The sequence below is a fragment of the Bacillus sp. SJ-10 genome (assembly GCF_002843505.1).
Classification (GTDB): domain Bacteria; phylum Bacillota; class Bacilli; order Bacillales; family Bacillaceae; genus Bacillus; species Bacillus velezensis.
Map to the genome: position 1 here is coordinate 1,112,807 of NZ_CP025258.1, position 26,351 is coordinate 1,139,157.

A 26,351-nucleotide genomic window follows, 5' to 3' on the forward strand; every position below is an offset into this window, starting at 1 on the left:
TGGGAGGGAGAAAATGAAAAAAACAACGAGTGATCGGCTAAGCAACAAAGATTTACTGCCTTTAGAAGACGGCGAACGGACATGGAAAGCGGTGAATTTTGCATCCATCTGGATGGGCTGTATTCATAATATCCCGACCTATGCGACTGTGGGCGGGCTCATTGCGATCGGTCTTTCTCCGTGGCAGGTGCTCGCCATTATCGTGACGGCGTCACTCATTTTGTTCGCCGCTTTGGCCTTGAACGGCCATGCCGGAACGAAATACGGACTGCCTTTTCCGGTCATTATCAGGGCTTCTTACGGAATATACGGCGCTAACATTCCGGCGCTTCTCAGGGCGTTTACAGCCATTATGTGGCTCGGAATTCAAACATTTGCCGGGAGCACGGCTTTGCACATTCTGCTTTTGAATATATGGCCGGGCTGGGGGAGTCTCGGCGGAGATTGGAATATATTTGGGCTTCATCTGCCGGGCTTTCTGTCGTTCATTTTCTTTTGGGGCATTCATCTGCTTGTGCTGCGGCACGGCATGGAATCAATCAAAAAATTTGAAGTGTGGGCGGGTCCGCTTGTTTATCTCGTCTTCGGCGGCATGGTCTGGTGGGCGATAGATATTGCCGGCGGGCTCGGACCGATTTACTCACAGCCGGGAAAGTTCCATACATTTTCTGAAACGTTTTGGCCGTTTGCCGCCGGAGTGACGGGCATTATCGGGATATGGGCGACATTGATTTTGAATATTCCTGACTTCACCCGGTTCGCTGCGTCGCAAAAAGAACAGATTCGCGGCCAGTTTTACGGCCTGCCGGGAACGTTTGCGCTGTTCGCGTTTGCGAGCATTACAGTGACATCCGGATCACAGGTAGCATTCGGAGAACCGATTTGGGATGTGGTGGAGATTTTGGCCCGGTTTGATAATCCTTTTGTTATCGCTCTTTCGGTCATCACACTTTGCATCGCCGCCGTCTCGGTTAACGTGGCGGCAAACATCGTGTCACCGGCCTATGACTTGGCGAATGTCCTGCCGAAGTATATTACATTCAGGAGGGGAGGGTATTTGACCGCCGTTTTGGCTCTGTTCACAATACCGTGGAAGCTGATGGAGAGCGCCACGAATGTTTATGCGTTTCTCGGACTCATCGGCGGGATGCTCGGACCGGTGGCCGGGGTGATGATGGCTGATTATTTTATCATCAGAAAAAGGCAGCTCTCAGTTGAAGACCTTTATTCGGAAACCGGACAATACACTTATTACAAAGGCTATAATTACCGGGCCTTTGCCGCGACTTTTCTCGGCGCGTTTATTTCTTTAATCGGGATGTACGTCCCGGCGTTCGCCGGCATCTATGATATTTCCTGGTTTGCGGGTGTCATTTTGTCATGTCTCGGTTATACGGCGCTTATGTATATTCATCCTCCTTATGTAAAAGCGGCGGGACGAATCGTGCGGGAAAGAGCGGCCGAATAAAAAAAGCCGGGGGCTGCCCCCGGCTTTTTGTCATATCAGTCTGCGATTGAAACGTTTCCGTCCGCTTCAAGCGGCGTTCTTTTTTTCTGGCTCCAGCCATACAGGAGTAAAGCAATCAGGACGAACAGCCCCGCTGCCAGATAAATCGAATGGAATCCGGCCGAAGCGACGAAGAGGCCGAATACATATGACCCGCCGGCAATCCCGCTGTCAAAGAAAGTGAAGAAGGTAGCCGTCGCAAAGCCTGAACGGTGTCCGGGCGAGTTCTGAATCGCCAGCGTCTGCATACACGGTACGATCGAGCCGTATCCGAGACCGATTACGGCTCCGGACAAGAGAAGCATGAGGGCGCTGTTTGTCATCGCCAGCATGCAAAGCCCCGCGGAGAACACGATAATCGACGGATAGATGACGATTCCCGGCCCCACTCTGTCAAACAGCTTTCCTGTGAAAGGACGGGCGGCCATCATCGTCACTGCGAAACAGACGAAGAAATAGCCGCTGACATCCAACAGGTGGATCGTCTTGGCATAAACGGATAAATATGAAGTCACACTTGAATAACAGAAAGAAATGGACAACCCGACAATCGCGATTTTAAGCGCGCCTTTTTCAAACATGTCGGAGAAAGAAAAACGGAAGACAGTCGTTCCGCTGTTGTTTTGATCCGGCACACGAATCATAAAAGCAATCAGCAAGCCTAAAGAAACAAATACGGCAAAAATCGTAAAGAAAACCGGGAACGAAATGACTTTCACAAGGCTCAGCCCGAGAAAAGGACCGATCGCCATGGCAAGGTTCATAGACATCGCAAAATAACCGAGCCCCTCGCCGCGCCGCTTGGCGGGAATAATGTCAGCGGCAATTGCGCCCGTAACCGTCGTTAAAATGCTGAACCAGATGCCTTGGAAAAAACGCAGTCCGAGCAGCAGATAGAAATTGTGTATCGGCAAATACAGATAAGAAGACAGGGCGAACAGCGCCAAGGATACAATCGTCATTCTTTTCTTGCCGAACCGTTCAATAATCGCCCCTGAAAAAGGACGGGTGATAATAGCAGATAACAGGAACAGGCTGATCAAAAGCCCTCCTTGCGATTCACTGCCGCCAAGCTCCTGAATCATATAGATAGGCAGCACGGCCAAAAATGTATAAAAGAACACAAAGACAAATAAATTCACGAGTACGACCATAATAAAATCTTTGGTCCAGATCGAGTCAGATTTACTCAAAAGTACAGCACTTCCCTTTCTTTTCTATTTCGTTAAAAACACATTCAGAAACTCAGAAAAAGCTTCCTTATCTCCATCTTGGAAATCCGCAAGCATGTCTTCCTCGAACTTCAGCATCTCTTGATTGATGCTGTCGTATTTCAATTCAGCTTCCTTCGTCAGGACGACGAGCTTTTCCCGCTTGTCTTCTCCCTGTTCCCGCTGAATCCAGCCGTTTTCTTCAAGGCGTTTGATCGTTCTGGTAACGGTCGGCGCCTCTACGTTCAGATAGGACCAGATTTCTTTTTGGGTCATCGGTCCGATCGTTTTTAAGCAATATAGGATTGACCATTGAGAGGAGTACAGGCCGAATGGTTCCAGCCGTTCATTGGCTTTCTTCGTAATCAGGCGGGCGCATTGATTGATTTGATGAATGAGGCGTCTGTTGACGTGGATCATTTCCGTTCTCCTTTTCAAAAAACTTACCTAAGTAACTAATTGTGCTGTTTCATTCTACAGCAGGATCGCGCGGATGTAAACCCCCCGTTCAAAAAGCAGAAAATTATGACCCGCCCCTTGTCCTTATTGAGTTTTTAGCATATTCCCAATTCATTGCTAATACACTGTTACAAACCTATCAAAGAGAGTGTTTGAGGTGAGGGATCGTGGGCATATTTCTAAAACCTTCTTATATAATCGGACAACGAAGAAGCTGCATCATCAGTGAATCTGTTACAGAATACGGATCTCATTTCACACTTCTCACATCCAACTGGGGAGGTCGAGTGGTGTGCACGATTACATCAAAGAGCGAACAATCAAGATTGGTAAGTATATCGTGGAGACGAAAAAAACCGTTCGTGTCATTGCGAAAGAGTTTGGTGTTTCCAAAAGTACCGTACACAAAGATCTGACAGAGCGCCTGCCTGAAATTAATCCTGACTTGGCGAATGAAGTAAAAGAAATACTCGATTATCATAAATCCATCAGACATTTAAGAGGGGGAGAGGCGACGAAATTAAAGTACAAGAAGGATGAAATTCTTGAAGGGGAGCCCGTTCAGCAGCCGTAGCGCCTGACGTCTGCCGGGCCCTTTTTTCTCCTCCCGGGCGGTTTCGCGAATATCCGCAAAATTTTGTCAAGAACTTATATCGTTCAGCAGCTTTTTTTTGATAAATTATGATAATATATATAATTAGGGCACAATGTGGATATTTTACTGTGAAACAGATATCAAGGAGGATATAAATAGATGTTTGCAAGGGATATTGGAATTGACCTCGGTACTGCAAATGTACTGATCCATGTAAAAGGAAAAGGAATTGTTCTGAATGAGCCTTCCGTTGTGGCACTTGATAAAAACAGCGGCAAAGTGCTGGCTGTCGGTGAAGAAGCCAGACGAATGGTTGGACGTACACCTGGGAATATTGTTGCGATCCGTCCGCTGAAAGACGGCGTAATCGCAGACTTCGAAGTAACAGAAGCCATGCTGAAACATTTCATTAATAAGCTGAATGTAAAAGGACTTTTCTCAAAACCGCGCATGCTGATCTGCTGCCCGACGAATATTACATCCGTTGAGCAAAAAGCGATTAAAGAAGCAGCTGAAAAAAGCGGCGGAAAGCATGTGTACCTTGAAGAAGAACCGAAAGTTGCCGCTATCGGCGCGGGTATGGAAATCTTCCAGCCGAGCGGTAACATGGTTGTTGACATCGGAGGCGGTACGACAGATATCGCAGTTATTTCTATGGGCGATATTGTCACCTCCTCTTCTATTAAGATGGCTGGGGACAAGTTTGACATGGAAATCTTAAATTATATCAAACGCGAGTATAAGCTGCTGATCGGTGAACGTACCGCTGAAGATATTAAGGTGAAGGTCGCAACGGTTTTCCCAGACGCACGTCATGAAGAAATCACCATCCGCGGCCGTGACATGGTTTCCGGTCTGCCGAGAACGATTACAGTAAACAGCAAAGAAGTAGAAGAAGCCCTTCGTGAATCAGTTGCCGTCATTGTGCAGGCCGCCAAGCAGGTTCTTGAAAGAACACCGCCTGAATTGTCCGCTGACATCATCGACCGCGGCGTTATCATTACCGGCGGGGGAGCGCTGTTAAACGGGCTTGACCAGCTTCTTGCCGAAGAGCTGAGGGTGCCTGTTCTTGTCGCTGAGAACCCGATGGATTGTGTTGCGGTCGGAACCGGCGTCATGCTGGATAACATGGACAAGCTTCCAAAACGCAAACTGAGCTGATGATAAAACCTCATTCTGAAAAAGAATGGGGTTTTTTTCTGTCAAACCCTTCACGAACGGGAATGTAAATCCGATAATAAGAAAAAATGCTGATTTTCATTATAGAACAAATGTTCCGGTGAGGCAACTGGAAATAATGCTATTTCAGAGGTGGAAGACTTGTTAAAAGGATTATATACCGCAACGTCCGCAATGATTACACAGCAGAGAAGAACGGAAATGCTGTCAAATAACATCGCAAACGCGAATACATCAGGGTACAAAGAGGATCAAGGTTCAATCCGCGCCTTTCCCGAGATGCTTCTGAGCCGAATAGAAGGCGATAAAAAAACGAAAATCGGCTCCGTCAACACAGGCGTATACATGCAGGAGCTGAAACCGTTGTTTACGCAGGGAAGCCTGAAAACGACCGATCAGCCGACGGATATCGCGCTGATGGAGAATCAGGTTCCCAAGAATGCCGAAACGAATGAAAACGCCGAGCTGTTTTATCCCGTGCAGACCGCGGGAGGCGTCCGCTATTCAAAAAGCAGCACTTTCTCATTAAATGAAAACAATCAGCTTACGATAAACGGAAACCTTGTGTTATCAACAAACGGACAGCCGATTACAGTCGACAATGAAAAATTCACCGTATCAGAAAACGGAACGGTCACGACAAACGGCCGGCCGGCGGGGCAGATTGATATCAGAATGGAAGAAGACGTGCGCAATCTGAAACGGGACGGCAATGACCTATACAGCACGGCCGACGGCTCTGAACTGCCGAGCGCGGCGGCGAATCCCCAAGTCTCATATTCATTAAAGCAAGGCGTCTCGGAGCTTTCGAACGTGGACGTGACGAGCACGTATACAGAAATGACGGAAGCATACAGATCATTTGAAGCCAATCAGAAAGTCATTCAGGCTTACGATAAAAGCATGGATAAAGCCGCAAATGAAATCGGCAAAGTGTAACAAAATGGGGGACGTTCAATTATGATGCTCAGATCAATGCTGACGGCTTCAACAGCCTTAAATCAGCTTCAGCAGCAGATGGATACAGTCAGCAGCAACCTTTCAAACAGTGATACGACAGGCTATAAAGCGAGGGACTCCCGCTTTTCCGAGCTGATCAGACAGCAGTATGACCATATAGATGACAAAAAGGAAAATTCGCCGGACATGCGGAAAACGCCGCCCGGCCTGCGTCTCGGCGCCGGAACGGTCATGACCCCGCAGCTGGACTCAGGGCAGGGAAGCATCAAAAAAACCGACCGTGACCTTGATATCGCGTTCACATCACCTTATCAATATCTTCAGGCAGAAGCGGACGGACGGCGGGTGTATACAAGGGACGGCTCACTTTCCCTCAAGCCGGCCGGCGGAAATGACCGGCTGCTTCAGCTGATGACAGCGGGAGGCAATCCCATTCTCGATGAGAACGGTCAGCCCATACAAATTGACAGTTCGCTGAATCAGCTGAAAATCAGCAAAACCGGAACGCTGACTGCTTCAGACCAGGCGGGAACCCGTTCGCAGACGTTTAATCTCGGCATCGTCAATGTCAATAATCCTCAGGCGCTTCATGCGGAAGGGGATAATCTGTTTTCCGTAAACGGCGCGGGGGCTTCAGCGATTGAAGAGCTTACCGGCGCAAACCGGCAGGCAATCGGCCTGGAGCAGGGCGCGCTTGAAAGTTCAAATGTCGATATGTCAAAAGAAATGACCGACTTAATCGTGTCTCAGCGTTCCTATCAGCTGAACAGCCGCACGATTACATTGGGAGACCAAATGCTGGGCTTAATCAACTCAGTCAGATAAAAGAAGGGGCGTTTTGATCAGCCGCGCATGATAAAAAATGCGGCTTTCTCAAAATCGCCCTTTTTTTTGTAGTAATCAGTAATATCCTGAAGCAGCACTTCCAAATCCACCCACGCTTCAATTTTCTGCAGCTCCAGCACAAGCTTCTGCAATCGGTCGTACGGGTCCTCCTGAGCGGTGTACAGTATGTTGAGCGCGGTCAGCTTCAATTTCATAATCTTGTTCTGCACTTTTTCAGATATGTATAAACCTTTCTGCAGCACGGTTTGTCCTTCGGCGGCAGATCCGGTTTTAAAAAGTGCTCTGACCGCTTCGTATACACAATGCAGGTAGGAAACGGGAGACTCTTTCTCGAAACGCTGATTGCCCAATACCTTTTTGTAAAAAGGGAGGGCCTCTTTATCTTTTTTCTGGGCGGTCTTTAAAAAACCAAAATTATAATAGGCATGGCACAGCAGGTTATTGTCATTGATCCGGTCCGTTATCTTTATGGATTCATTAAAGAGCTGTTCTGCGTCTTCATAGCGTGCCTCGTCTATATAATTCACGGCGAGAAGCAGCCGGCAGCTGAGCGTTTTTTTGATGTAGCCGGCTTCATCTTGATAGATTTCCAGCGCTTTATTGACATATTGAATGGAGAGCGCAGGCGACTTCATCATGTAATATGCACCCGCTGTTTTATAATAAAATTCAGCGGCTTCGAAACGGTCCTGTATGGCCGGCAGGTACTGTTCAGCCTCTTTAAAGCGGCAGACAGCACGGTTCGGAGCGCCATTCACCATATGGAATAACCCTTTGAAAAAATAGAAATAATAAGTTAATTCATGATCCATCTCATCTTTGCGCCGCTTCAGCTCGCAGAACAGCTTATTCAGACCGTCTTTTTTCTCAAACAGCAGCTGAAACCGTGCGAAAAACAGCTGATATCTGAGTTTGAGCTTTGCATTCTTTTGTAATTTGGGGAGATGCTGATTGATTTGTTCGTGAAGGGAACGGGCTAGATCGAATTGGCGTTTTCCCATGGCGTCATACCACTCATTCAGCATCACCCGCGTACGTTTTTCAGTAAACTTAGCAATCATCTTCCAACCTCTTTGCATAGGGTAAAAATCTTTATTTATCATAACACATTAATGGACGAGGCTCATTGCCAGCTGGTTACAGTTTACAGCGCGGTTGAAAAAGAAATTGATTCATAATATACTTCCAAATGTACAGATTGGTTGCCACATATACCTTCTATACATACTATTGTCGATGAAGGAGATGTCAAGAGAATGCTTGATACTCAGCAAATTAAAGAAATTATTCCCCATCGCTATCCGTTTCTTCTGGTAGACAGAATTACGGAAGTCGAAGAAGGAAAACGGGCGGCGGGATATAAAAATGTGACGGCGAATGAAGATTTTTTCAATGGCCATTTTCCTGAATACCCTGTTATGCCTGGCGTATTAATCGTAGAGGCTTTGGCGCAGGTCGGAGCGGTTGCGATGCTGATTAAAGAAGAAAACCGGGGCAGACTCGCATTTTTTGCGGGGATTGATAACTGCCGTTTCAAAAAGCAGGTAAAACCGGGTGACAAGCTGGAGCTTGAGGTTGATATTACCCGCGCGCGCGGTACGATCGGACGCGGCAAAGGCGTTGCCAAAGTTGACGGCGAGCTCGTGTGTGAAGCTGAATTAACTTTTGCGCTCGGAGAATAAAAACAAACAAATGGGCTTATAAAAAAGCCCATTTTGTATAGAAAGGGGTGAATCTAATGTGGTCAGAATTTAAAAGCTTTGCGATGCGGGGCAATATCATGGATCTGGCAATCGGTGTCGTCATCGGCGGCGCTTTCGGCAAAATCGTGACGTCGCTCGTTGAAGACATCATCATGCCGCTTGTCGGCCTGCTTCTTGGCGGTCTTGACTTTTCAGGGCTGGCCGTGACATTCGGCGAGGCTCATATCAAGTACGGAAGCTTCATTCAAACGATTGTGAACTTCTTCATTATTTCATTTTCTATTTTTATCGTGATCCGCACAATAGGCAAGCTGAGACGTAAAAAAGAAGCAGAAGAAGAGGCTGAAGAAGCCGAGGAAACAGATCAGCAGACAGAACTGCTGACTGAAATCAGAGATCTGCTGAAACAGCGGGCTCCTCACAATGACTAAGGCACAAAAAAAGGCTGGATGATTAACGTCCGGCCTTTTTCATGATTATAATTTTTGTTTAAACGCTTCAATCAGCCGGCTGCCCGAGTAGCCTTCTTTCACGAGCGACTCCAGAATGCTTTCTGATCCGGGGTGGTTTCTTGACACCATTTGACCGTAAATTAAAACTTGTATACTTCTTTCCAGCTCGACGATATTTTTGATGCTTCCCGTCAGCTGGGCGGGACGGTTGCTTTTTTTCGTAATCGTTACAAACACCTTCGCTTCTTTCTGGCTTTTCATCAGCATGTCAAAAAAAGAAAAGTGTTCGGCCGGGACCAGTGCTTCAATTAACCAGTGATTTTCTCCGTCCTCTTTGTTGATAATCAATCCGTCTAAAAGGGGAAACTGCTCAATCGGCTGATCGTCTTTATCTAAACGTTCCACATTCAGATCAACCAGTTTAAAGGTTTTCATCTCTTATTTTCACCCCTGTTGTCCATGTTTTTCGTTCATTTATTATAACACATATCATTTTTCCCGGGAAAATGCTGTAAGTCATGCTTCATCATTTTTGTAGGCGGTCAACATTTAATCATTTCTATTTTTTCATTATAATGTAAAAGAATATGGTCATGGAGAGATGCTTATGAATCAATTGCGCCTGAAGGAAATCTATATAGAAGACGGTTCAAGGCGAAAAGACGATCATTCCTACTTGGTATGCAAAAAGGAAGATTGTGAGGTGCATCTTAACAGAAGGGGAAATGTCGTCTTTTTATATGAAACAAAAGACCGCATGGAACAGTATAAAATTCAGCTTTCACTGACTGATAAAAAGCTGAGTTTTTACTGGTTCGCATGGGACGGCGGAAAGTTTGTCCGCATGTTTGAGAAAGACTGGCTCAAAACGAAACTTTTCTCGCGGCTGCTCAAAAATACATATTACATAAGCGGTCAAAAACAAAAGTTTTTTTTATCAGAAAGAAAAACGAAAACATAAGAGCAGCCTAAACGGATAACGGCTTTTTCCGCTTTTTGCTTTCACGAGCCCTTGTACTACAATGAAGCCAGCCTCGAAAAAGAGAGGAGGATACGGCTTGTTTAACCACGTTATGCTTGTCGGCCGGTTGACGAAAGACCCGGAGCTCCGTTTTACATCAGCGGGCATTCCCGTCGCGCATATTACGCTGGCGGTAAACCGCAATTTTAAAAGCGCGTCGGGTGAAACCGGAACCGACTTCGTCAACTGCACCATCTGGAGAAAAAACGCTGAAAACACGGCATTGTACTGCCAAAAAGGGTCAATGGTCGGTGTAAGCGGCAGAATCCAGACGAGAAGCTATGAAAAGACAGACGGCGTAAAAGTTTATGTGACCGAGGTCATGGCTGATACCGTTCGGTTTATGGATCAAAAACGGAAAGAGCCGCTGGCTGAATAGCATTCTTTTTTCCTCGATTTCCCGCCATTCAGCGGGCCCCGCAATACCTCCTTCCCATTTGCCAGTCGAAAGACTGGTTTTTTTGTGCGGGAGCTAAAAAATGGTTAAAAAGAAGTGATTTCGCTTATGAATACTTAAAAACATTGAATATATCGGGATAAAAACTTATAATTACTTACAGATAAGTGACGAAAAAGGGAATGAGGACGTGTATCAAGAAGAAAGACTGATTGCGATAATGGAATATTTGAAACAGCATCGGCGGATCACCGCTGAACAGATATGTTCGCTGCTTCATATTTCAAGAGATACCGCAAGAAGGGACCTTGTAAAGCTGAAAGAGCGCGGGGCCATTATCAGAACACGGGGCGGCGCGATTCTGCCGTCGGTGAATCAGGAAGTTCCGGGCTATTCGGGCCGGCTGAAAACCGTTTCTGAAGAGAAAAACAAAATCGGCAAGCTGGCCGCATCCCTGATCCATAAAGGAGACCGGATCATCCTGGACACCTCGACAACCGTGCAGGCCTGCGCGGAGCATTTAAATGTCACCGGCTGTACTGTTATTACAAATTCGATCAATCAGGCCGATATCCTTTCCGCAAAAGAGGGAATTGATATTCACCTGCTCGGCGGAAAGCTCCAGAAGGAACACCGGTTTTTATACGGGGCTTCCGTCGTAGAAAAACTGGGGGATTATCACGCCGATAAGGTGCTGATCGGCGTTGTCGGCATCTCGGAAAACGGCCTGACGATACCTCATGAAGAAGACGGCATGGTAAAGCGTAAAATGATCCGACAGGCGGAACAGGTGATTGCGCTGAGCGATCACTCCAAGCTTGGCCGTACGAGTTTTTATCAGTATGCAGACCTGCACGAGGTTGACCTGCTGATTACCGATCGGCTGCCTGATCAGGATTTTTGCGATCTGCTCGACCGGCACGGCGTAGAATTGCTTGTAACTGAATCTGAAGAAGAGGATGAGGACATGTGAAACTGATTGCCATAGATCTGGACGGCACACTGCTGAACAGCAGTCATCAAGTAAGCGATGAAAATGAGCGGGCTTTAAGGGAAGCCCGGCAAGCGGGAATTGAAATCGTGGTTTCCACGGGACGCGCGCATTTTGACGTGCATTCCATATTCGAACCGCTCGGCATAAAAACGTGGGTCATCAGCGCAAACGGAGCCGCCATTCATGCTCCTGACGGCAGCCTGTACCACTGTGATGCGATTGAAGAAACAAGAGCCCGCGGCATTTTGTCATGGCTTGAAGAGAATCAATATTACTATGAGGTGTTTACAAACAAAGCCATCTATACGCCTGAAACCGGCAGGCAGCTGCTCGATATCGAAATGGACCGGGTGAAAAGCGCCAATCCGGAAACCGATCTTTCCGTTTTGGAACAGGCGGCTTCAGTGCAATACAGCCAGTCCGGCTTTGCTTACATTCATTCATACCGTGAGCTCTTTGAGAAAGAAGAGCATCTGGATTTTTATAATATTCTCGGATTTTCGTTTGATGAGCGGAAGCTGAAAGCGGGCTGGGACCGATTCAGCGGTCAGAAAGATCTCACCCTTGTCAGCTCTGCCGACCACAACTTCGAACTGGCGTCTCGAAACGCCTCTAAAGGGCAGGCGCTCAAACGGCTGGCGCAAAAGCTCGGCATTCCGATGGCTGAAACCGCCGCGGTCGGTGACAGCTTAAATGACTATTCAATGCTTCAGGCGGCCGGAAAAGGCATAGCGATGGGGAATGCGAGAGAAGATATTAAAGAGATCGCTGATGCCGTTACATTGACAAATGATCAAAACGGCGTTGCGCATATGATCAGGAATTTACTGTGAAAGGTATGGCGATACTGTTCATGACTGGCGTGACGCATTCATGGCAAATGCGGCGTAACAGTAAGGACGACATAAAAGACCGGCTCTTCTGAGAGAGCCGGCCTTTTTGCGTTTAATGTGATTGCGCCGATGCGCTGAGGGTGAATAATTCTTCAAGCTCAGCGGATGACAGCTCGGTAATCCAATTTTCACTTTGGATAATCTGATCGTTCAGCGTTTGTTTCGTTTCGAGCATGGCATCAATTTTTTCTTCAATCGTTCCCGTCGTAATGAGTTTGTGAACATGGACGAACCGTTCCTGGCCGATTCGGTAGGCGCGGTCGGTCGCCTGGTTTTCCACCGCCGGATTCCACCATCTGTCATAGTGAATGACATGATTGGCAGCCGTCAGGTTCAGGCCGGTTCCGCCCGCTTTCAGTGACAAAATCAGCGTCGGGTATTCTTTCTTCTGGAACCGTTCGACGAGAGAATCGCGTTCCTGCTTGGATAGGCTTCCGTTTAAAAACTGAACCGGTTCTCCGAATGCTTTTTCCAGGAGGCGCTTCATCATGTTGCCCATCTGAATGTATTGGGTGAAAATGAGGCAGCTTTCCCCCTGTCCGCGGATCGCCGCCATTAAATCAAGCAGCTTTTCCAGTTTGACGGATCTCCCGTTTAACAGCTCTGTCTGTTCTTCCTTCAAATAGAGCGCAGGATGGTCGCATATTTGTTTCAAGCGGCCGAGCATGCTCAGAATCAGCGCTTTCCGCTGCATCCCGGTCAGAGAAGCCATATGTTCAAATGTATCTTTGACAAGCTGTTCATAAAGGGATGCCTGTTCTGCTGAGAGCGGGATAAACTCTTTTTGTTCCAGCTTGTCAGGAAGATTAAGCGCCACTTCTTCATCCCGTTTTGTCCGGCGCAGTAAAAACGGCCGGATTAACTGCTGAAGCTGGTTGATTCTTTTTTCGTCACGGTCTTTCTCAATCGGCAGCACATAGCGTTTATGAAAGCCGGTCAGACTGCCGAGATAGCCTTTGTTCATAAAATCAAAGATCGACCAAAGCTCTGTCAGGCGGTTTTCCATCGGTGTTCCGCTCAGCGCGATATGATGGACGCCTTTCAGCTTTCTGATCGCGCGGGACTGCTTCGTATGCGCGTTTTTAATATTTTGCGCTTCATCAAGGCAGATGGTGCTCCATGTCACGGAAGAAAGCTCTTCCTGATCGGCGTGCGAGAGGCCGTAAGAAGCAAGAACGACGTCCGCGTCCTGATAGGCCGGGACAAATGCTTCCCCCTTCGGCCTGCGGGGGCCGTAATGAAGCACGGCCTTCAGCTGCGGCGAGAAGGTCTGGAGCTCACGCTGCCAGTTGCCGAGCACCGATGTCGGTGCAATGATTAAGGCAGGCGCTTTTTGCCGGCCGCTTTCCTTCACATGGAGAAAATAAGCGATCATCTGAATCGTCTTTCCAAGTCCCATGTCATCTGCGAGACAGGCGCCGAAGCCGTTTTCCCGTAAAAACAGAAGCCAGTTCATGCCGTACATCTGATAAGGGCGGAGCTGGCCCTGAAACGCGGCGCTGACTTCATGTTCCGGCAGATCCCGGGCTTCCGTCAGTTTGCGGATCAGGCTTCTGAGATGCTTTGATAATTCGATCTTGATCCCGGCAAATGCCGATGAGTCAATGATGTCCGTGTCCTCGGCTCCGTTTTCCCCGTGATCCATCAGTTCGCGCGCCAGCACGTCGGACATGTGGAGGCCCTCAGATTCCGCTTTTTCCATCAGTTTTTTCATCTGTTTAATAAATTGCGGATCAATTTTCACCCATTGGCCGCGGATATTGACGAGACGTCTGTTGTTTGCGACGAGCTCATTGAATTCATCCTCTGTCAGCTCAATTCCGTTAGTGGCGAATCTCCAGTTGAAATCAAGCAGAGCGTTCATGCCGACGAAGGACTCGCCCCGCGGGGAGGATGACACTTTCGCCTTGAGCATCATATTGCTGTCCCGGACAATCTGCCACCATGATGGGAGAAGAATCTCCACACCCATATCGACAAGCGTCTCACTCGCTTCCGATAAGAAGATCCAAGCCTCTTCTTCAGATATCAGCGTCGTTCCTGAATCAAACGAAAGCCAGGGAACCGTTCTGCGGAAGCGGTCCTGTTCGCGCGCGATTTTTCCGCTGTATGCCTGCCACGCTTTTTTCAGTCCCTTCAGTCCGTCAAAAAAGGTGATGGAGCCGGTTTTTTTCTCACGTAAAAACATTTCGATTTTCCAGTCGTCACCGTCGAAATCAGGCTCGTTTAATCGGAGCCCGACGGTAAACGGCGTCAGATCGTCATGCCAGCCGATTCCCTCGAGAAAATCATCTTCATCCAAAAAGGAGCCTTTAAACGTATGAACGGCCGGCGAACGGGTTTCGATCCGCCGCCATTTTTCCAGCAGGTCATCATTGTACTGAATGTAGTCCTGGACCGCGGCTGAGAACCAGTCTGCCGTAAAGCCTTCCAGCAAAAGCTCGCGGTCTTTGAAACGCAGGACGCCATTTTGCCAAGCCTCATAGTCCGGAAGAAAATCGCCGTCGGCAATAAATTCGTATATCGTCGAAGCCGCTTCGATTAATGGTTCCGTTTCCTTTGTCAGCTGCACGGTGCTGAATGAATTGAACGAGTTTTTTCCGAGCAGCTCGACGGTCATCCACGGGCTGAGCAGAACGGCCGGAGTGCCTATGAAGCTGACGTCTTCAAGAAACGTTCCGTAAAAGGTGGACTCATGCCATTGGAACAAATGAGTCTTCATCTGACTGAGAGTAAGCGGCTGCTCCTTCTCATCATGGCTTGACAGCGTAAATGTCCAATCTTCCATTTGTTCTACATGAATGAAAATTTCCTTAAGACTCGCCATCAATCAACTTTCCTTTCTGCAATTCTTCTTGAAGGGCGCGCAGCCTCTTGTAACTTGCGCTCAGCCGGCTGATATACCGCTCCCATACCTGCTGTTTTTTTGCCTTTTTATAAAGCGTCCGCAGTTTTTTCAGATGGCGTGCAGCCTCTTTATAGGCGCTGCGGTTTTTTTGGTCGATAAAAAAGGCCGCCGCCCGGTGATAGGAGGGGATGAGCGCTTCCGGATCACTGGCGGCAATTTCCTTCAGGATGTCCTTTTCGATTTCCCAGACGGAAAAACCGACGAGGCTGTGAATCTCCACCCACTCCGCGTACCGCCGTTTTTCGTACAGGTACTGGCTGTATTCGGTAAAGGTATAGGGAAGGCAGCCGGAAGCAAACCGTTCAAACAGCTGATCATCCCGTGAGTGCCGCGCATAATCCGCCAATAGCGCAAACAGCTCTCCGATGATGTCGCGCATTTCTTTAAACGGCTTATCAAGCTTCGTATAGTTCACGGCAAGCGGTTCGATCCGGCCATACCATGTTTTCAGCCGTTTCCAGTCTTTTTTCGCGGTGAGTTCACCGAGCCATTGAAAGGTATACGGCAGCGCTTCAGGAGGGAAGCGGGACATATCTTGGAAGACCGCTTCATCATCTTTTTGCAAAAAGGCCAGATGAAGCCGTCCGAACCGCACTTCCGGCGAAAAACGGCGCCCGCTTTCCTGTGCGAGAATCTCCTGTTCACGCGCGACCCATTTCGGCCGGTTCAAAAGCGCGCTCCACATTTCACCGAATACCCGGAGGCGTTCGTATTGAAAAAGCTCTTCTTTCACAAGCAGTCTGCGGAGCACCGGGGGCGTCCGGTCTAAAAAAGGATCGAGTGAAAAAGACAAGGCGTACGTTTTCAGTCTGTCAATGGAGGAATAAATCGTATCCATCAGCTGTTCCACGTATGGATTGATGCTGTAATAATCTTTTTCGGCATCCAATCTGCCTGACTCAATCAAAGTGAACATGTGAAGCCAGACGGCAAGCGCCGAATGAATCTGATATAAGCTTTTAAGCTCGGGTTTTTTCGGGGCGTGTTTTTTGAGCGCTGACAGATAGCCGTAATAAAGGCCCTGCATCGTCTGGCTTCCGGCCGGCGTCCGCGCCTCCCACAGCGAGAATTCCGAATCAAAAAAAGCGAGCCAGCTTGACAGCGACTCTTCATTCGGCAGCACTTTTTCCTGAAACTGCCGGCGGACAAGCTCCCTGCTTTCCTCAAGCTTTTCTCTTTCCAGCCAATGTTCGGTAAAGGTACCGACCCGCTCGAATTGGGCATATACGTAAAGAAAAACGGCCAGCACGTGGCGGCAGATCGCCTCAGACGGGCATGCGCAGCCGCTTTTCACCATGAAAAATAAGTTCAGCGTGACCCTTACAGGCACAACATCCTGCACATATGCGGAAATCTCTGTCGGGGTTTGAACCTGTATACGATAGACGGAATCCTGCCGATATAAAATGAGTGCTTTCTTCATCAGCTGAACATTGTCTTCATTGTAAGGAAGAAGTTCTTTAAGCTGTTCAGCCGCTGCGAGCACATCTTCTTTAGCAATCATATCCTGAAGCATGATTATCGCTCCTAACGAGTCACAAAATAAAAAGATTCCAATTCCTCTATTATATCGCAACACATGGCCCGGAAAAAGTTTTTCCTAAAAAAGGACATAAAAACCCGAATGTGTCGAATGATGTATTAGAGATTGCAAAACAGCACCCGACAGCATATAATAATCTTGTTTTCAATTTAATGGAAGCCGAAAGGAAACGAATGATGAAGAAAACGAAGTTAGATCAAGAGGAGTTTCTGAAGATTTTAATGCATGCGCACGACATCGGTGAGCAGTCCTCTGAGATGACCACAAAAGAAATGCTTGAGAATTTGATTTCTTATATTAAAAATGGATATGCAACATAAAATCCCGCAGGCTCTTGGCCGCGGGATTTTTTAATCTTCCTGTAACACCAGTATTTAAAGCGCTTACAAAAATAAAACAGATTGAAGTGATTGTCTATTTTTGTCGAATTTTGTCATTTGAAAAGGTTAGAAATGACAGTTTAAAGCTGTATAATCGTAATTGGAAAAGATCATTGGAGGGAATGGGAATACGCGGAAAGTGATATGGAGGTTATATGGGAGAATCTACAAGCATAAAGGAAATATTCGCAATACTGAGAAAGCGTCTGCTGTTTATACTTATTATTACCGCGGCGGCATCTGCCGCAGGCGGACTCATCAGTTTCTTCGCTCTTACGCCGGTCTATGAAAACTCAACTCAAATTTTGGTCAGCCAATCCAAAAACAATCAAAAAGAAGTCCAATTCAATGACGTTCAAACCAACCTCCAATTAATCAACACGTATAATGTCATCATCAAAAGCCCGGTCATCCTCGACGAAGTGATTAAACAGCTGCATCTGTCCATGACTTCGAAAGAGCTGGAATCGAAAATCACGGTGTCCAGCGAGCAGGATTCACAAGTCGTGACGATTGCCGTGAGGGATACGGATGCTAAGCGGGCGGCCGTTATGGCAAATGCGGTTGCAGCCGTTTTTCAGGACAAGATCACCGCCATCATGAACGTGGATAATGTCAGCATCCTTTCAAAGGCCGAAGCGGCGGACAGCCAGTCACCGGCAGAGCCTAACCGTAAGCTGAACATCGCGATTGCGTTTGCCGCCGGACTTTTGGGCGGAATCGGTCTCGCCTTTTTGCTGGAACATCTGGATAATACGATCAAATCGGAAGAACAGCTGGAATCGCTGCTCGGCATCCCGATCCTGGGAACGGTTACTTCAATCAGTACTAAAGACAGCGTTGCCAAAAACTTGAGGATGGCGGAAACCAAACAAGCGGGGGGCGGACATGTTGACGCGTAAAAAAGACAAACCCGGAAAACGAAGCGTGATTGCGATGACTGAGCCGAAATCCATCAACTCAGAACAATATCGCACGATCCGCACAAACATTGAATTTTCTTCCGTTGATACGGAGGTGAAGTCCCTTTTGATTACATCCGCCGGCCCGGAAGAAGGAAAATCGACAACCGCGGCCAACCTTGCCGTCGTATTTGCACAGCAGGGGAAAAAAGTGCTTTTAATTGATGCGGATCTGCGCAAACCGACGGTTCATTTCACCTTCAAATTGGATAACGGAACCGGATTAACGTCACTGCTGTTAAAACAGATGCCGTTTCAGAAAGCCGTCCTGCCGGCTGATGAAGCAAACCTGGATATTTTAACGAGCGGGCCGATCCCGCCCAATCCGGCGGAGCTTTTATCGACGGGTGCCATGAAAGATCTTCTGTCAGAAGCTGCCGCAGTTTATGATAAGGTGATTTTGGATACGCCTCCCGTTTTGGCCGTAGCCGATACGAAAATATTAGGCAGCTACACTGACGGGGCCATTATGGTGATCTCAAGCGGGAAAACGGACAAGGAAAAAGCGGCCAAGGCGAAAGAAGCGCTCGATTACTGCCCGTGCAAGCTCCTTGGGGCCGTGATGAACGGGAAGAAACAAACGAAACACTCGGACTACGCCTATTACGGACAATAATGTCATAATGGGCGCGGTCCATTCTTTTTAAGGAGGGATTGAAATATGATAGATATCCATTGTCACATCCTTCCTTCCATAGACGACGGCGCGGCGGATGATACAGAAAGCCTGAAGATGGCGAGAGAAGCGGTCAGACAGGGGATTGATACGATCATCGCGACGCCGCATCATGTGAAATACCGCTATGACACGGACCGACATACGGTCAACGAAGCGGTCAGCATGTTAAACAAACGTTTGAATAAGGAAGGCATTCCGCTGACTGTTCTGCCCGGCCAGGAAATCAGAACAGACGGAGATCTGCTGACAGGTCTTCAAAGCGGCTCGCTTGTCCCGCTCCATGATACGAAGTATGTGCTGGCGGAATTTCCGGCGGATCATGTCCCGGCCTACGCTGAAAGGCTGTTTTATGAACTGCAGCTGAACGGATATGTCCCCGTCATCGCCCATCCGGAGCGGAACAGGGAAATTCGCGAAAACCCTTCCGTTCTATACAGTCTTGTGAAGAAAGGCGCGGCCGCCCAAGTGACGGCCGGCTGCATTGCCGGAGTATTCGGGCGGAAAGCGAAATCCTTTTCGCTGCAGCTGATGGAAGCGAATTTGATCCACTTTCTCGCATCTGACGCCCATAATCTCGGACCGAGAAATTTTTATTATCAGGAGGCGCTCGGCGTTCTGAAAAAAGAAGCAGGGGCTGAGCTGATTTACATGCTCACGGAAAATGCGGCGCTTCTCGCTGAAAACAAAGCCGTTTATAAGGAACCTCCGCTGCCTGTGGCCCGCCGTAAGCGCTGGGGTCTTTTTTAATCGTCGTCTCCATCCCGTTTAAATGAAGCGTAAGCGGCTGTTTTGCAAGATGATTCTTTTATGCTTATGCTATTATCAGCGGCCGGCGCCGTTTTTTCCTATCATGACCTCAGGCTTCCGGCATTCCGCCGGCGCCGGGATCATATGATAATAACGGTAAGCTGCCCAGCAGCAATTTCTAAACGGTTGGGGGAACACGATGAAAATAACAGTGATCGGAACAGGCTACGTCGGTCTTGTGACAGGAGTGTCTCTTTCAGAAATCGGCCATGACGTAACATGCATAGATATTGACGAACGTAAGGTTGAGCAGATGAGAAAGGGATTGTCCCCTATCTTTGAACCGGGCCTTGAAGATATGATGAAACGAAATATCGGCCGGCATCGGCTGGCATTTGAAACGAGCTACGAAAAAGGGCTTGCGGAAGCGGACGTTATTTTTATAGCGGTCGGAACGCCGCAAAAAGAAGACGGGCACGCAAACCTTACTTATATTGAAAATGTCGCCGAACGGATTGCCGAACATATTTCTAAAGATGCGATTGTCGTGACAAAAAGCACGGTTCCTGTGGGAACGAATGACAGGATCAGAGAAGTTATTCATTCACGGCTGAAAGCGGACGTGAACATTTCAATCGCCTCGAATCCGGAATTTCTCCGTGAAGGTTCAGCGATTCACGATACCTTTCACGGCGACCGCATCGTGATCGGGGCTGAAGACCGGCAGACGCGGGAAACGCTTGACCGGGTTTTCGCGCCGCTTGCGATTCCGGTATATCATACGGACATCAGAAGCGCTGAGATGATCAAATATGCGTCAAACGCATTTTTAGCGGCAAAAATCAGTTTTATTAATGAAATTTCTCATATATGTGAAAAAGTCGGTGCGGACGTGGAATCAGTCGCACACGGAATGGGATTGGATAAACGGATTGGCAATCAATTCTTAAGAGCCGGCATCGGTTACGGCGGTTCCTGTTTTCCGAAGGATACAAACGCCCTCGTGCAGATTGCGGGACATGTGGAGCATGATTTTGAATTGCTGAAGTCCGTCATTAAAGTCAACAATAACCAGCAGTCCATGCTGGTTGATAAAGTGCTGAACAGGCTCGGCGGAGTGACGGGGAAGACCATCGCGTTATTAGGGCTGTCTTTTAAGCCGAATACAGATGATATGCGGGATGCGCCGTCCATTGTCATTGCGGATCGTCTGGCGGCTCTTGACGCCCGGATGACAGCGTACGATCCGATCGCTTCATTCCGGGCTTCCGGACTGCTTCCGGCTGCGGTTTCCTATCGGGAGTCCATAGAAGAAGCCGTCAGGGGAGCGGATGCCGTCCTGATTCTGACAGATTGGGAACAAATTAAACATTTTCCGCTTGAAGCGTACAAAGAGCTGATGGAAACCCCGGTTATTTTCGACGGGAGAAACTGCCACTCGCTTGAGGAAGCGGAACAGGCGGGCGTGGAATATATTTCAATCGGAAGAAGAGCCGTCGTGCCTCAGACTGATTCTGTCACTTGAAAGGCCGGCGGACCGCGCCGGCCTTTTATCATACAATCATTAGAGACGAAGGGGATATTTATCGTGGAAAAAACATGGAAATTGCCGAAGCAAATGGAATCATCCCGCGGTCTGCTGGAAACGTCAGCACGGCCTTTTATCAAACTGCACGTCAAAAAAGCTGAAACGGGCCGGTATGACAGTAAAATGGCCGGAGACCCCTATTTTCCGAAACATGAACCATATCCTAAAGATGAAAGCGGCAGGCCGATGAAGCTTCTCGCTCAAATCAATTTTGCGGATATGCCCGGACTCCCTGATTTTCCGGACACCGGCATTCTTCAGTTTTACATATCGGTCAGTGATGACGTATACGGTTTGAATTTTGACGACGGGTGCGCGCAAACGGGTTTCTGCGTCAAATATTTTGAACATGTGACAGCAGAAGTAGCGGAGCTCATGGATGATTTTTCTTTCGTTCAGGTTGAAGAGGAGTACGATTTTCCGATTCAATCCGAAGCGCTGATCACCCCTGAGCTGTCTGCTGAATGGGTGCTCCCGTCTGATTTTCAATTCGGGCGGTATGCCGGGATGGATGCCTTTGACTATTTCGAGCAGTTTGACGATGAGGTGTATGACGAATATACGGCGAACGCATTCGGCCATAAAATCGGCGGCTATGCGTCCTTCACCCAGGAAGATCCGCGGTCTTACTCCCATCAAAACCATACGATTCTGCTTTTGCAAATTGATTCAGATGATGACATTGATTCGATGTGGGGAGATGTGGGAATCGCAAATTTCTTTATCAGACCGGAAGATTTGAAGAAAAAAGATTTCTCAAACGTTTTGTACAACTGGGACTGCAGTTAACGACAGTATGATAATCATGATACAAGGCAAAGGAGACGGTTCATCACTGTCTCCTTTTTTTTAGGGAATTTATCATGGATACATAGAGGAGATCAATGAATGGATATGCCGTTTATGTGAGTCTTTTGGCGTTAATGATGAGCATCTCGGCTGCTGAAAATAAGTCATTTAACCTATTTAAGCTGCTTTCTGTCTATTTTAAAATATAATATATGGAAATATAGTATGGAAAAGTCTGTGCTTTTTGTACGACTTTTTGCGTAAGACGAGGTGAAAACAGATGAGCCATTCAAGCACATTAAGCCATATTAACAGCACGATCAGCCATAAACTGGGCGAGGTTGAACACCAAATTGATAAATTAAAAGAAGCGAAAAGAGAGATAGAATCTCTGCAGGAAGAGGGCGTATCTGAAATCAGAGACATCCTCAAGCCGCACCTGGACCATCATTGGACCGGCACTTTTGCTGAAGAATTTGATGACCGGCGCGACCAGGCCCATACAGAAGCATACAGAATCGTCACAGACAAATACGACGGTTATATTTACCGAATCGGCTTAAAGATGACACAGCTTGAAATTGAAAAAGGAGGGCTCCTTGCCGCCAGAAGCATCGCGAGAGAGGCAGAGCACCTGCTGACGCTGGGAGAAGAAGCCCTTGACACGGTCGGAGAAAAAATACAATCAATCAAAAGAAGCTGGAGTTGGTTTTAATGGCAGAAATAAAACTCAAATACGGAGCCGTCATGAAGCAGCTTGAATCCGTCAGCAGCGCTTTGGAGGCCGTTTCGATCGGGAACGCCGGTTCAAACGGAAAAAACAAGCTCGACTATACCTCCAAGTACCAATCCCGCGAGGCAAAGCTTGTATCGATGATCAGCGAATACAAGCAGGCCGTTCATAAGAATATCGCGGACGTTAAAGACAACGTAGATTCTTTGAAAGAACAGGACGAGGCGATCGCCGTAAAATAACGAAAGAAAGGACTTGCCGATGAGCAAAGTGTTTGAATCACAATCGTTAACGGACGAAGCAGATAAGAGAAAGAAACAATACGAAGCCCTTGAAGAGCAGCTGCGGGCGCTCAAACAAGCCTTTCAAGGCGTGGCCGATCTGGGTGATGCTTTGAAAGGGAAAGGCGCAGACAATATAAAAGATTTTTTTCAGGGACAAGCGGAAATCGCCGACAGCTGGCTGACGCTTGTCTCTGCTCAAATTGCGTTTTTAAATGGCATTTCAGGTGACATTAAAGATCAAGAACTCAGCGATACATATGTGGAGACTTCATTTTTGGAGCATGAGCTGCCCAATGCGGATTTGAAAGCTTCAGAGATTGTCTCCGCTCATAAAGCAGAAATCGATTCAATTTTGTCAGGCATCAGCGATATTATTCATCTCGACACATATACGCTGGATGATTACGCTGATAAAATGGGCGATGCCCAGAAAACCAGACGCGACACGATCACGGCAGTCGATACGCTTGATGAATCCCTGACCGCTGAATATCAAAACTTAGAATCTCTGGACAACGCAGTGCTCAGCAAATATTCCGTTCTCATGCAGGCCACCAGCAACGGGAAAAGCGCATCCCCTATGTACTATGACAAAAAAGCTTTCCACAGCAATGAAATCTACAAAAGCGTCATGGCGACAGAAAAACAGGGAACGGACTATATTGACGCAAAAGCCCAGCAGGCCGAAGCAAGACGGCTTCAGGAAAAGGCTGAAGAAGAAGCCAATAAACCATGGTACGAAAAAACATGGGACGGCATCTGCAACTTTACCGGCGAAGTCACCGGCTATTATGATTATAAAAGAGCAGCCGAAGGCGTTGATCCGGTGACCGGCGAAAAACTCTCCACCGCAGAACGCGTCACAGCAGGAGCGATGGCCGCCGCCGGATTCATACCGGTCGTCGGCTGGGCGGGCCGCGCTTTCAAAGGCGGAAAAGCCATTTACAAAACCGGAAAAACCGTCATTGCCGCAGAACATGCTTTAGATGCCTATAAAACCGGAAAATCCTTAGACATTCTCAAAATGACAGAAATGGGCGCATACGGCCTTGTTGCCTCAAACGGATTCACAGAAGCCGTCACAGGCAGAGATATGTTCGGAAACAAAGTGTCTGAGGAGAAGCGGAAGCAAGGGGCGCTGGAAGCTGCGCTGAGTATGGTTGGAGCCGGTGCATTGGCGAAGCATGTAAACAAAGGCATACCGCTTGCAACCCATTCAAAAGTTCAAAAAGCTAACAAGACACTAGAAAAAGTTAAACAATTCAAAGTCCCAACCAACGTCCGCGTGTATGCAGAACGCCCTGTAACTCCGGATGGCTTCACGTTCGGAATTCCGACAGTTCGTGTAGATGTGGAAAAGACGGCTGTGAAGGATCTTGGAATTGTGAAGATGGCTAGTAGTGGTAAAGGTATTAAGGGTATTGTTAAACCTGTTTCAAATATGAATGAGTTTTTTGATATGGAATTTGGAAAAAAAATAAGTAATTCCTTATCAAAATCAAAAGTAAAGTACGATGGACAATCAATATATAAGGTGGAAAAGAAAACTGATAACCAATATCTGAAAAAGGGTTATGGAGTTTATCTTGACGCATTACACAAAGACCATTTAGAAGTAATAGATAAGACGGGAAATGTGAAATACGTATTGAATTTAGATGGTACTTTAAACCCTGACAAGACTAAGAAAGCACTTGGACGAGTAGTTAAGGGGTGGAAATAATAGTGGAGGAATTTATATGGATAAAAAGTTAGAAGGAATATTGGACATACTAGATAAACTTAATTCAAGTATTAATATTGTAAATAAAGAAGATTTAGATGAACAGTACGAGAACCTTGAGGATTTTAGGGTGTTAACTAGAGATTTAGATATTATATTAAACAATTTTGGTTCATTGGATAAGAACGATGGTGATGAAATAGAGAAAATGTTATTTGAACTTCATAGAATTCTAACGACGTTTGAATGGCATTTCTCAGAAATCAGTGATTTAAACACAACAATTTTAAAAGTTTATAAAGACAAAATCAATAACCTCTAGTAATGAAAAGCCTTAAAAGATTTTTATTTTCTTTTAAGGCTTTTTTAGTGGGGGTGAGTGCCGAATAAACTGTTTTCTATTTAGAGAGTAGAGGTGATCCTTATAAGCCTTATATGATGTTTTACCAAATTATAGAGTGCGTACAAATAACTTTAAAATGTATGCCCTATCGTATGAATCAAGGATTAATCAAACACCTGCACAGATCAATCCAAAGATTGAATTTGAAGGAATTAGGGGAGAATCTTTAAGTACGCTTAAACCTCCAGACCCTAAATTGAAAAGCATATTAGATGAGGCTGGTATAAAAGGTATTCAATATAAAAATGGAGTACCTGATTTTTCACCAATAGCAAAAGCACAAGTTGAAATCAACTATATGCTTGGAGGAAAAGGAACTTATGGGGGGAAAGCCAGACGAGCTAATTTTGTTCAATCAGATCAAAAATTAGCTGACCAAATTAATGGCTCACCTGAGTTAGCAAGTCAATTTGGATGGAATCTGGTAAAATTAGTGCAAGAGATATAAAAAAATATCGAGAAAAAAATAAATTAACATGGCATGAATTAAATGATGTTAAAACAATGCAACTTGTGCCAACAAAAATAAATAGTGAATTCGGACACCTTGGTGGTGTAGGAGAAATAAACGCAGGAGCTTTTAAACCTGGAGGGTTTGCTAATAAACAAAAAGAGGAGATATAAAATGGCTATAAACGATCCAATTTTTGGTGAACTTGAATATGAGTATGGTTGGGTTAAGGATACCATTATTCATTTTTTGGAAAAGAATCTGAGATCTCTTTGATGATAGACGGTGAAGAAGATGGAGAGTTTGATGAAGAACAGTATATGGCATATCAAACATTAATGCAGAATTGGGAGGATTTACAGCCAAATTTATTGCAATCAGTATTAGACTATTACAAACAGAAGCGACATGAACTGGGTTATGATATTGAATTACATAAAATTATCCATTAATTGAAACACCTGATCAAATACTAGAAATGATAACTTTAGATGGAATTGTTGTTCCATATGCGGATATTTTTGAAGGACGAGATATTGGAATTATATTTAACTGTTCATGGGATACAGAAAATGGATTAGGGCTTCGTCTATTAAATGAAAAAATAATTGAAGTAGGTTATCAGGATGTTGCAATTTAAAATAGGCTGCTAAAAGTAAAGTGAAAACTCCATGATGGTTGTACCATCATGGAGTACTGTGTGCAATGATAGAATAGAAAACGAAGTACGAGCTTAGGCGAGATCACTTTTTATACTGGGTGGTGGATATAAACACATGGAATGTATATGAAACTAACAAACTCGTACAAACTCGCAAGTTTTAACGTAGTAGTTGTCACGACATATAAAAGGTGTCATACTGTTACCAAAAACTTATAAATTTAATGGTACTTAAAAATGGGATAGTTAGAAGAATTAATTGACCTTGATTGGCTAGTGAAGC

Annotated in this window: 27 protein-coding genes and 2 pseudogenes; 23 read left to right on the forward strand and 6 right to left on the reverse strand. The window is 46.5% G+C overall.

Annotation, left to right across the window (positions count from 1 at the left end; translation table 11 throughout):
• Positions 1-13: 13 nt before the first annotated feature.
• Positions 14-1,468 (forward strand): NCS1 family nucleobase:cation symporter-1, encoded by a 1,455-nt coding sequence (locus tag CXL14_RS05720; RefSeq protein ID WP_014419078.1) that lies wholly within the window; start codon positions 14-16, stop codon positions 1,466-1,468.
• 35 nt (positions 1,469-1,503) lie between these two features.
• On the opposite strand, the gene CXL14_RS05725 is transcribed toward CXL14_RS05720, so the two are convergent.
• Positions 1,504-2,700, reverse strand: a complete 1,197-nt coding sequence (locus CXL14_RS05725) for an MFS transporter (protein ID WP_014419077.1) — start codon at positions 2,698-2,700, stop codon at positions 1,504-1,506.
• A 24-nt stretch (positions 2,701-2,724) separates the two neighbouring features.
• Positions 2,725-3,138, reverse strand: coding sequence for a MarR family winged helix-turn-helix transcriptional regulator (locus CXL14_RS05730; RefSeq protein ID WP_007407562.1), 414 nt, complete (start codon positions 3,136-3,138; stop codon positions 2,725-2,727).
• Between the two features lie 331 nt (positions 3,139-3,469).
• Between CXL14_RS05730 and spoIIID the strand changes: the two genes are divergently transcribed.
• From spoIIID to CXL14_RS05750, 4 genes are all read left to right on the forward strand, one after another.
• Positions 3,470-3,751 carry a sporulation transcriptional regulator SpoIIID gene (gene spoIIID / locus CXL14_RS05735; RefSeq protein WP_003151236.1) on the forward strand — a complete coding sequence of 94 codons (282 nt, stop codon included), beginning with the start codon at positions 3,470-3,472 and terminating at the stop codon, positions 3,749-3,751.
• Between the two features lie 180 nt (positions 3,752-3,931).
• Entirely contained in the window at positions 3,932-4,933 is a 1,002-nt protein-coding gene (mbl, locus tag CXL14_RS05740) for a cell shape-determining protein Mbl (RefSeq protein WP_003151237.1), read from the forward strand.
• Positions 4,934-5,092: 159 nt separating this feature from the next.
• Positions 5,093-5,890 (forward strand): flagellar hook-basal body complex protein FlhO, encoded by a 798-nt coding sequence (locus tag CXL14_RS05745; protein WP_007614310.1) that lies wholly within the window; start codon positions 5,093-5,095, stop codon positions 5,888-5,890.
• Positions 5,891-5,914: 24 nt separating this feature from the next.
• A complete protein-coding gene (locus CXL14_RS05750) occupies positions 5,915-6,736 on the forward strand; it encodes a flagellar hook-basal body protein (protein WP_088056562.1) in 822 nt (273 codons plus the stop codon).
• A 17-nt stretch (positions 6,737-6,753) separates the two neighbouring features.
• On the opposite strand, the gene CXL14_RS05755 is transcribed toward CXL14_RS05750, so the two are convergent.
• Positions 6,754-7,818 carry a tetratricopeptide repeat protein gene (locus CXL14_RS05755; RefSeq protein WP_017418759.1) on the reverse strand — a complete coding sequence of 355 codons (1,065 nt, stop codon included), beginning with the start codon at positions 7,816-7,818 and terminating at the stop codon, positions 6,754-6,756.
• 195 nt (positions 7,819-8,013) lie between these two features.
• Here CXL14_RS05755 and fabZ point away from each other — a divergent pair, with 195 nt between their 5' ends.
• Together fabZ and mscL are read left to right on the forward strand one after the other, a co-directional pair.
• Complete coding sequence (gene fabZ, locus CXL14_RS05760) at positions 8,014-8,439, forward strand: 3-hydroxyacyl-ACP dehydratase FabZ (protein ID WP_003151242.1); 426 nt, start codon at positions 8,014-8,016, stop codon at positions 8,437-8,439.
• 56 nt (positions 8,440-8,495) lie between these two features.
• The gene (gene mscL / locus CXL14_RS05765) at positions 8,496-8,891 is read left to right on the forward strand and encodes a large conductance mechanosensitive channel protein MscL (protein WP_014419073.1); all 396 of its coding nucleotides are present in this window, start codon (positions 8,496-8,498) and stop codon (positions 8,889-8,891) included.
• 45 nt (positions 8,892-8,936) lie between these two features.
• On the opposite strand, the gene CXL14_RS05770 is transcribed toward mscL, so the two are convergent.
• Positions 8,937-9,347: a YwpF-like family protein gene (locus CXL14_RS05770; RefSeq protein ID WP_007407558.1), complete on the reverse strand. Its 411-nt coding sequence runs from the start codon at positions 9,345-9,347 to the stop codon at positions 8,937-8,939.
• 172 nt (positions 9,348-9,519) lie between these two features.
• On the opposite strand from CXL14_RS05770, the gene CXL14_RS05775 reads away from it, so the two are divergent.
• The 4 genes from CXL14_RS05775 to CXL14_RS05790 all read left to right on the forward strand — a co-directional run bounded on the left by CXL14_RS05775 (position 9,520) and on the right by CXL14_RS05790 (position 12,157).
• Complete coding sequence (locus CXL14_RS05775; RefSeq protein ID WP_003151247.1) at positions 9,520-9,873, forward strand: hypothetical protein; 354 nt, start codon at positions 9,520-9,522, stop codon at positions 9,871-9,873.
• Positions 9,874-9,970: 97 nt separating this feature from the next.
• Entirely contained in the window at positions 9,971-10,312 is a 342-nt protein-coding gene (locus tag CXL14_RS05780) for a single-stranded DNA-binding protein (RefSeq protein ID WP_003151249.1), read from the forward strand.
• A 208-nt stretch (positions 10,313-10,520) separates the two neighbouring features.
• Positions 10,521-11,303, forward strand: a complete 783-nt coding sequence (locus CXL14_RS05785) for a transcriptional regulator GlcR (protein ID WP_003151250.1) — start codon at positions 10,521-10,523, stop codon at positions 11,301-11,303.
• The gene (locus CXL14_RS05790; RefSeq protein WP_014419072.1) at positions 11,300-12,157 is read left to right on the forward strand and encodes a Cof-type HAD-IIB family hydrolase; all 858 of its coding nucleotides are present in this window, start codon (positions 11,300-11,302) and stop codon (positions 12,155-12,157) included. Before CXL14_RS05785 ends, CXL14_RS05790 begins: the two co-directional genes overlap by 4 nt.
• Positions 12,158-12,269: 112 nt before the next feature.
• Here CXL14_RS05790 and CXL14_RS05795 read toward each other — a convergent pair whose 3' ends face one another.
• Positions 12,270-15,044 carry a DEAD/DEAH box helicase gene (locus CXL14_RS05795; protein WP_101287728.1) on the reverse strand — a complete coding sequence of 925 codons (2,775 nt, stop codon included), beginning with the start codon at positions 15,042-15,044 and terminating at the stop codon, positions 12,270-12,272.
• On the reverse strand, positions 15,031-16,641 hold the full coding sequence (locus CXL14_RS05800) for an SWIM zinc finger family protein (RefSeq protein WP_014419070.1): 1,611 nt from the start codon (positions 16,639-16,641) through the stop codon (positions 15,031-15,033). The genes CXL14_RS05795 and CXL14_RS05800 overlap by 14 nt, the downstream gene beginning before the upstream one ends.
• Positions 16,642-16,844: 203 nt before the next feature.
• Between CXL14_RS05800 and CXL14_RS05805 the strand changes: the two genes are divergently transcribed.
• The 12 genes and pseudogenes from CXL14_RS05805 (at position 16,845) to CXL14_RS05865 (ending at position 26,047) form a co-directional block, all read left to right on the forward strand.
• The gene (locus CXL14_RS05805; RefSeq protein WP_003151259.1) at positions 16,845-16,988 is read left to right on the forward strand and encodes a YwzD family small protein; all 144 of its coding nucleotides are present in this window, start codon (positions 16,845-16,847) and stop codon (positions 16,986-16,988) included.
• A gap of 215 nt (positions 16,989-17,203) precedes the next feature.
• Positions 17,204-17,950, forward strand: a complete 747-nt coding sequence (locus CXL14_RS05815) for a protein-tyrosine kinase activator TkmA (protein ID WP_007407552.1) — start codon at positions 17,204-17,206, stop codon at positions 17,948-17,950.
• The gene (locus tag CXL14_RS05820) at positions 17,937-18,626 is read left to right on the forward strand and encodes a CpsD/CapB family tyrosine-protein kinase (RefSeq protein ID WP_014419069.1); all 690 of its coding nucleotides are present in this window, start codon (positions 17,937-17,939) and stop codon (positions 18,624-18,626) included. Before CXL14_RS05815 ends, CXL14_RS05820 begins: the two co-directional genes overlap by 14 nt.
• Before the next feature lie 45 nt (positions 18,627-18,671).
• On the forward strand, positions 18,672-19,436 hold the full coding sequence (locus CXL14_RS05825) for a tyrosine-protein phosphatase (protein WP_014419068.1): 765 nt from the start codon (positions 18,672-18,674) through the stop codon (positions 19,434-19,436).
• Positions 19,437-19,635: 199 nt separating this feature from the next.
• Entirely contained in the window at positions 19,636-20,961 is a 1,326-nt protein-coding gene (locus CXL14_RS05830) for a UDP-glucose dehydrogenase family protein (RefSeq protein ID WP_014419067.1), read from the forward strand.
• A gap of 63 nt (positions 20,962-21,024) precedes the next feature.
• Positions 21,025-21,813 (forward strand): YwqG family protein, encoded by a 789-nt coding sequence (locus CXL14_RS05835; RefSeq protein ID WP_014419066.1) that lies wholly within the window; start codon positions 21,025-21,027, stop codon positions 21,811-21,813.
• A gap of 280 nt (positions 21,814-22,093) precedes the next feature.
• Complete coding sequence (locus tag CXL14_RS05840; RefSeq protein ID WP_014419065.1) at positions 22,094-22,528, forward strand: coiled-coil domain-containing protein; 435 nt, start codon at positions 22,094-22,096, stop codon at positions 22,526-22,528.
• Positions 22,528-22,788, forward strand: coding sequence for a YwqI/YxiC family protein (locus CXL14_RS05845; protein WP_007614257.1), 261 nt, complete (start codon positions 22,528-22,530; stop codon positions 22,786-22,788). Before CXL14_RS05840 ends, CXL14_RS05845 begins: the two co-directional genes overlap by 1 nt.
• Positions 22,789-22,807: 19 nt before the next feature.
• A complete protein-coding gene (locus tag CXL14_RS05850; RefSeq protein ID WP_014419064.1) occupies positions 22,808-24,553 on the forward strand; it encodes a ribonuclease YeeF family protein in 1,746 nt (581 codons plus the stop codon).
• Positions 24,554-24,569: 16 nt separating this feature from the next.
• Positions 24,570-24,875: a hypothetical protein gene (locus tag CXL14_RS05855; protein ID WP_012118628.1), complete on the forward strand. Its 306-nt coding sequence runs from the start codon at positions 24,570-24,572 to the stop codon at positions 24,873-24,875.
• A gap of 160 nt (positions 24,876-25,035) precedes the next feature.
• Positions 25,036-25,580, forward strand: a pseudogene (locus tag CXL14_RS05860) (HNH endonuclease); the annotation flags it as partial.
• A 1-nt stretch (position 25,581) separates the two neighbouring features.
• Positions 25,582-26,047 (forward strand): annotated as a pseudogene (locus CXL14_RS05865) (DUF6985 domain-containing protein).
• Positions 26,048-26,351 lie beyond the last annotated feature (304 nt).